The 5,561-nt window shown below is 66.1% G+C and carries 6 protein-coding genes; 3 read left to right on the plus strand and 3 right to left on the minus strand.

The window, feature by feature from the left end:
• Window positions 1-92 precede the first annotated feature (92 nt).
• A complete protein-coding gene (locus I2E26_RS08445) occupies window positions 93-644 on the plus strand; it encodes a DNA-deoxyinosine glycosylase (RefSeq protein ID WP_195420377.1) in 552 nt (183 codons plus the stop codon).
• 59 nt (window positions 645-703) lie between these two features.
• Here the strand turns inward: I2E26_RS08445 and I2E26_RS08450 are convergent, their stop codons facing one another.
• Together I2E26_RS08450 and I2E26_RS08455 are read right to left on the minus strand one after the other, a co-directional pair.
• The gene (locus I2E26_RS08450; RefSeq protein ID WP_195420378.1) at window positions 704-1,432 is read right to left on the minus strand and encodes a B3/4 domain-containing protein; all 729 of its coding nucleotides are present in this window, start codon (window positions 1,430-1,432) and stop codon (window positions 704-706) included.
• A gap of 342 nt (window positions 1,433-1,774) precedes the next feature.
• Window positions 1,775-2,656, minus strand: coding sequence for a class I SAM-dependent methyltransferase (locus I2E26_RS08455; RefSeq protein ID WP_195420379.1), 882 nt, complete (start codon window positions 2,654-2,656; stop codon window positions 1,775-1,777).
• A gap of 98 nt (window positions 2,657-2,754) precedes the next feature.
• Between I2E26_RS08455 and I2E26_RS08460 the strand changes: the two genes are divergently transcribed.
• On the plus strand, window positions 2,755-3,441 hold the full coding sequence (locus I2E26_RS08460; RefSeq protein WP_195420380.1) for a TetR/AcrR family transcriptional regulator: 687 nt from the start codon (window positions 2,755-2,757) through the stop codon (window positions 3,439-3,441).
• A 98-nt stretch (window positions 3,442-3,539) separates the two neighbouring features.
• Entirely contained in the window at window positions 3,540-4,802 is a 1,263-nt protein-coding gene (locus I2E26_RS08465; protein WP_195420381.1) for an MFS transporter, read from the plus strand.
• Here I2E26_RS08465 and I2E26_RS08470 read toward each other — a convergent pair.
• Window positions 4,799-5,329: a pyridoxamine 5'-phosphate oxidase family protein gene (locus I2E26_RS08470; protein WP_195420382.1), complete on the minus strand. Its 531-nt coding sequence runs from the start codon at window positions 5,327-5,329 to the stop codon at window positions 4,799-4,801. The genes I2E26_RS08465 and I2E26_RS08470 overlap by 4 nt on opposite strands.
• Window positions 5,330-5,561: the final 232 nt, after the last annotated feature.

Consider the following 5,561-nt stretch of genomic DNA (forward strand, 5'->3'; position numbering starts at 1 on the left):
GCACAGCGCGTGCGGGGGCCTGCCGCCCATGTCGCGAGTCTACGGCGTAAACAACCTATCGGCACACAACAGCTAGGCATCGGTGTCGGGCTATGGCCGACTACCAGCATATCGCCCAGCCGTTCGAGCCGGTGTTCGACGGGCGCAGCCGCGTGCTCGTCTTGGGGTCGTTTCCCTCGGCGCTGTCGCGCGAGAACGCGTTCTACTACGGTAACCCGCGCAACCGCTTCTGGCGCGTGGTCGCTGCATGCGTCGGCGAGGAGGCGCCCGCTGATGGCGACGTCGATGGCAAGCGTTCTCTGCTGCTCCGCCACGGCATCGCGCTGTGGGACGTCATCGAGAGCTGCGATATCAAGGGGTCGAGCGATGCTTCGATCAAGAACGCCGTGCCGGCGCGCGTCGAACGCGTCATGGAGGCGGCCCCCGTCGAGCGCGTTCTCTGCAACGGGGCGACTGCCGGCCGCCTCTACAAGCGCTTTCTGCTGGCGCGGACCGGACTTCCCGCGACCGTCCTGTCCTCGACGAGCCCCGCCAACGCCGCCTGGTCCGAGGCCCGCCTCATCGAGTGCTGGCGCCCCCACCTCAAATTGGGGACAGGCACTAATCTGAGAGGCGGGACTGCTCAGAAAAGGGACAGGCACTAATCTGAGCAAGGCGGGCCTGGGCTGGCTCTGACGCCGGGTCCAGGCGCCTTGCCGGTGCATTATTCGGCGATGACGACCTCGCGGTTCTCGGATGTCACGAGCTCCTTGACGGCGATCGTCGCGCCCGGGTAGCGCTCGACCAGCTCGGCGAGCTCATCGGTCGCGGCGCGGCAGTCCTCGACGCGCGCGGGGTCGGCGCACTCCACGATGAGGAAGGCGTTCTCGGTCTCGTCGGTGAGCGCGGTGCGCACGCCGTCGCGCCAGTTCCAGCAGCGGCAGACGGCGCCGGCGTCGTCCAGGTAGGCGAGCTCGCCGGGGAGCGTCGGGTCGTTCTCGGCGCCCTCGCCCAGCGGCGTGAAGTCGTCGCCGCCCTCGGTGACGCGCAGGACGAGGTCGCCCCGGAAGGCGTCGATGTCCTCGCCGCCGAGAGGCAGCGCATAGGTGAGCGAGATCGCGTTGTAGATATCGACGGACGGCGAGATGCTGCCCACGGGGTTGCCCTTGAGGACGCGCTTGAGCAGGTTCTCGATGGAGCATCGCGCGCCGCGCTTGGTCTTGAACTGCTGGTAGGCCTGGCGCCAGACGCGCACCGGGGCGTTCTCGGAGAGCGTGGGCGACTCCAGGTGGCGCTCGGCTTGCGCGTTGGCCCGTGCGAGCAGCTGCTCGATTGCCGCAGCGTCCTCGGGGGCCACGTCTGCGGCGGGCTTCATGCCGCGCGCGACCACGACGCCGAACGACGCGCCGTCGAAGAGCTTCCAAAACGAGGCGTCGGTGACGAACTTCTTCATGATGCAACTCCTGTTCTTCTCGGGCGCCTGCTCCCGTTCCGCCGTTCGGTCCCCTCGATGCAGGGGCGGGCGCTGCAATGAGGCGCGTTTGGCGGCGCGGCGTGGGCGCTATGAAAACGAGCGCCCACCCGCCGGCCACCTTCAACGTCCTACGGTGCCGGCACGTGAGCGCTCGCGCGCTGCCCCCATCCGGAGAAGGGGGCGAATATGTCCCTGTTAGTGTAGCGCCAGGGGCGTGAAACCTCAAATTGAGGATGGAGACAAAACGAGACGCCGCATGGAAGGCAGCGACTCAGGGCGCGGGCCGCTTGCGTGCCGCGTCTGCTGGAGCGCAGCCTCAGATTAGTGCCTGTCCCTTTTCTGAGGTTTGCGGGCCACGATGGTGAACATGAGGGGCAGCCGCGGAGACCCTTGGGGCAGGCGCCAGGATTCATCCTCTGCGTGGAATTCGAGCATGGGGAGCGACTGCCATTCGGCTACCTCGTCTTCTGCGAATCCCTCGATCGAGAGGCCGGCGTCCAGGAGCGCGCTTGCGATCTCTGCGAAGTCGTGCGTCCAGTTATGGTTTCTGGTGTGCGCGAGCCTTCGCGTCGCGTCGTTGCCGGGGTCGGTGGTGTAGGTGACGTCCATGTCGTAGGAGCTTTGCGAGCCCGATACGTAGTCGCAGCATGCCTCGAGCCCCGAGAAGCCGAGGGCGGCGAGCAGCGGGTGGTCGTCGCGGATCATGAAGGCGCCGCCGGGGGCGAGGAGCCGCTCGATGGAGCGCGCCCAGTCGACGAGGTCGGGCAGCCAGGTGATCGTGCCGGCGCTGGTCACGATGGCATCGAAGGTGCCGATGTGATCTTGGAGCGCGTCGGCCGCGAATCGCGCATCGCCCTCTGCGTAGCGCACCTCGACGCCCGCCTGGCGCGCGAGCTCGCGTGCATGGGCGAGGGCGGCAGGCGAGAAATCCAGCCCCCAGGTTTCGGCCGCGCCCAGACGCGGCCAGCAGAGGGTGTCGGTGCCGATATGGCATTGCAGGTGCAGCAGCTTGAGGCCCTCGACCGTGTTGTTCGGTAGATGCTGCCGCAGCGTCTCGTAGTCCCTGCGAGCGACGCCCGTGATGGCGCGCGGATCGCCCGTGAGGGCGGAGAGGTCGCCGTACCCGCCGTGCGCATGGACCTCGGCGCGGTCGTTCCAGCTGGCGCGGTTCTCGTCGATGAGGGGCGCATCGTCGTTGACCATGTGGTTCCTTTCATATTTCCGCTTTGGTGACACCTTGCTTCGTCGTTATCGCAAGACTACTATACATACCAACAGTATGTATGAGGAGGCGGTCGAGCATGGCGAGAAACAAGCATCCCGAGGAGACGGTCGCGAGGACCCTCGACGTCGCGATGCGCCTGTTCGTCGAGCGCGGCTACGAGCAGACGAGCATGCAAAACATCATCGACGAGCTGGGCGGCCTTACCAAGGGTGCGGTCTACCATCATTTTTCGAGCAAGGAGGAGATCTTTCTTGCGGCGATGGGGCGCGTGATGGCACCTGGCGTGGAGCGCCAGCGCCAGATTCGCGACGACGAGAACATGACAGGGATCGAAAAGGTCCGCGCTATGTTCTCATGCAGTGCGCGCGGCGTGGATGCTCCGTTCTTCGCGCGTGCAGACCCCGAACTCGACCCTATGAAGAACCCGCGCATGCTCGCCCTCGAGTATCGCGACTTGTTCGCTGCGAGTGCGCGCGAGATTCTATTGCCCGCCATCGAGCAGGGCGTGGCGGACGGGACCATCCAGACCAAGTATCCATGCGAGCTCGCCGAGGCGATCTGCCTGCTCAACAACTTGTGGTGCGTGCCGGCGTTCTATCCGGCGCACGACGAGGCCGAGCAGGGGCGACGCGTTGCCTTCATGAACGAATTTATGCAATGCATGGGACTGGACGCAGCCATGAGCTTGGAGACGAACGTAGAGACATGGCGTCGTCGCTGCGCCGAATCCTCTGATGGCGGGAACGAAGCTCCGCGTCGATAGCACTTTGAACTCAATGGACGAGAAACCGCTTCGGCGGTTTTTCTCGGCAGTAAAGAACATACCAACAGTATGTATAAACCTACGGGAAGGCGGCTTCGATGGGAACGATGGTTGAGAAATCGGATAAGCACACGTTCGCGCTGATCCTGCTCGCACAGTTCTGCTCGCTGCTGGGACAAGAGGTGCTGCAGTTCGTCTTGCCGCTCTACCTGCTCGACGTGACGGGTTCCGGCGCGCGCTTCGGTTTGGCGATCGCATGCGGCTTCGTGCCCTATACGCTGCTGAGCCCGATCGGCGGCGTGCTGGCGGACCGCACGCGCAAACGCGGCATCATGATGGGCGTGAACGCTGCGCTGGTCGCCGTACTGTTGGTGTTCCTGGCGTTCAAGGATACCGGGGACCCCTTTTCGCTGGTGGTGTTCGCCACTATGGCCTCGTTCGTGGCGCAGGCGCTCTATCAGCCGTCGATCCAGTCGACGGTGCCGTTCGTGCTCGCTGCCCCCGACGTGCCGCGCGGTGTGGCGCTCGTCAGCCAGATCGGCAGCTTGACCACGCTCAGCGGACCCGTGGTGGGTGCGGCGGTCTACGGTGCGGTGGGGCTGGTGCCCGTGGTCTGGGTGTCGCTCGCCGCGTTCGCGGTGTCCGGCGCGTTGGTGGCGCTCGCGGTGCGGTTTCCCTGCGAGCCCGCTTCGTGGGAGGGTAGCGCGCTTGCCGTGGTCCGCGATGACCTGGCCGAGGCGGTTCGCTATCTGCGCAATAAGCCGATGTTGCTGGGCGGCATGGCGACGGCGACCTTCGTGAACGTGTCGGCGGGCGCGCTCATCAGCGTGGGCACCGTGTACGTGGTCACCATCACGCTCGGGCTCCCGGCGGCGTATGCCTCGTTTGCCCAGATGTCGATGGGGACGGGAAGCCTGGTGGGCCATAGCCTGCTGGCCATCGCGCCGCGGTATTTCTCGCTGAGGCGCTCGGCGCCCTACGTGGGCGGAATCGCGGCGGCCATGGGCGTCGCCGCCTGGGCGCTGTCTCCTGTGGCTTTCATGGCGCCCATGGCGGTGTTTCTGATTCTGACGGCGAGCTATGCGTTCGCGACGATGTCCGGTGGTCTCATGGGCTCCTGCATGCTGGCGGAGTTGCAGGCGGGGGCTCCGTCGGCTTTGGTGGGCAAGCTCATCGCGCTCTTCATGACGCTGGTGAACTGCGCCACGCCGCTCGGCCAGGCTGTCTTCGGCGTCCTGTTCGACGTGCTGCCGGCGTGGACGATCGCGCTGGCGACTGCGATCGAGTTGGCGGTCGTCGCCGGGGCGTGGCGTCGGTTTCTGCGCCGTCGGCAGGCGGGGCGGGTTCGCTCCGCGGTTTAGTGACGGGCGACGGCGCCCTTGCCGTTGGGGATGCGACGGCCCGCCTTCCCCGAAATATGCTCGAGGTCGATGGCCCACACGGCGGTGAGGGGCAGCTCGCGCTCGATGGCGCCGCCGATCTCGTCTCTGTATTCGGGCGCGTACTTCAGGCAGAGCTGGGCCAGCGCGCGGCGGACCTGGGCGGGGTCGGCGACGCGCCGCACGGTGCCCGTGGCGATGACGCTGGCGTAGCGCGTGGTGAAGAAGCCGGGCTCGCCGTTTTCTTCCACAAAGACGGGCTCCATGTCCACGGCGACGGTGACGCAGACGCGCGGGTCGCGCTCCCAATCGTCGGTCTTCTGGCCGCCGGCGGCGCCGGTGTGAATGAGCAGGGTGTCGCCGTCCAGCACGTAGGAGAGCGGCGTGGCGTAGGGGTGGCCGTCCGCGTCGACGGTGGCGACGACGCAGTACTCGCCGTCGCGCAGGATCTCGCGCGCCTCGTCTTCGGAGATCGCGCGTTCGGGCAGCTGCTTCATGGGATGGTGCATGGTGGGTCCTTTCATGGGGGCGGTTCTTTAGCTGGTTTCAGGTTGGCGTTTCACTTCGGCACCCGTCCCCAATGCGAGGCTGCGTTTTCGTCCACGGCCCGCGGTCTCAGAAAAGCGGGTCTCAGAAAAGTGCCTGTCCCTTTTTCGAGGCGGGAGAAAGACGATATGAGTTGAACATTGGGGCCCCTCCCCTTGTAGCTCTATCGTGGGTCGGGCGACAATGGTCGTAGCG

This window comes from Collinsella sp. D33t1_170424_A12, from assembly GCF_015554865.1.
Lineage (GTDB): Bacteria > Actinomycetota > Coriobacteriia > Coriobacteriales > Coriobacteriaceae > Collinsella.

Coding starts and splice junctions, on each gene's coding strand:
- I2E26_RS08445 (WP_195420377.1), top strand. CDS start 93: ATGGCCGACTACCAGCATATCGCCCAGCCGTTCGAGCCGGTGTTCGAC.
- I2E26_RS08450 (WP_195420378.1), bottom strand. CDS start 1,432: ATGAAGAAGTTCGTCACCGACGCCTCGTTTTGGAAGCTCTTCGACGGC.
- I2E26_RS08455 (WP_195420379.1), bottom strand. CDS start 2,656: ATGGTCAACGACGATGCGCCCCTCATCGACGAGAACCGCGCCAGCTGG.
- I2E26_RS08460 (WP_195420380.1), top strand. CDS start 2,755: ATGGCGAGAAACAAGCATCCCGAGGAGACGGTCGCGAGGACCCTCGAC.
- I2E26_RS08465 (WP_195420381.1), top strand. CDS start 3,540: ATGGGAACGATGGTTGAGAAATCGGATAAGCACACGTTCGCGCTGATC.
- I2E26_RS08470 (WP_195420382.1), bottom strand. CDS start 5,329: ATGCACCATCCCATGAAGCAGCTGCCCGAACGCGCGATCTCCGAAGAC.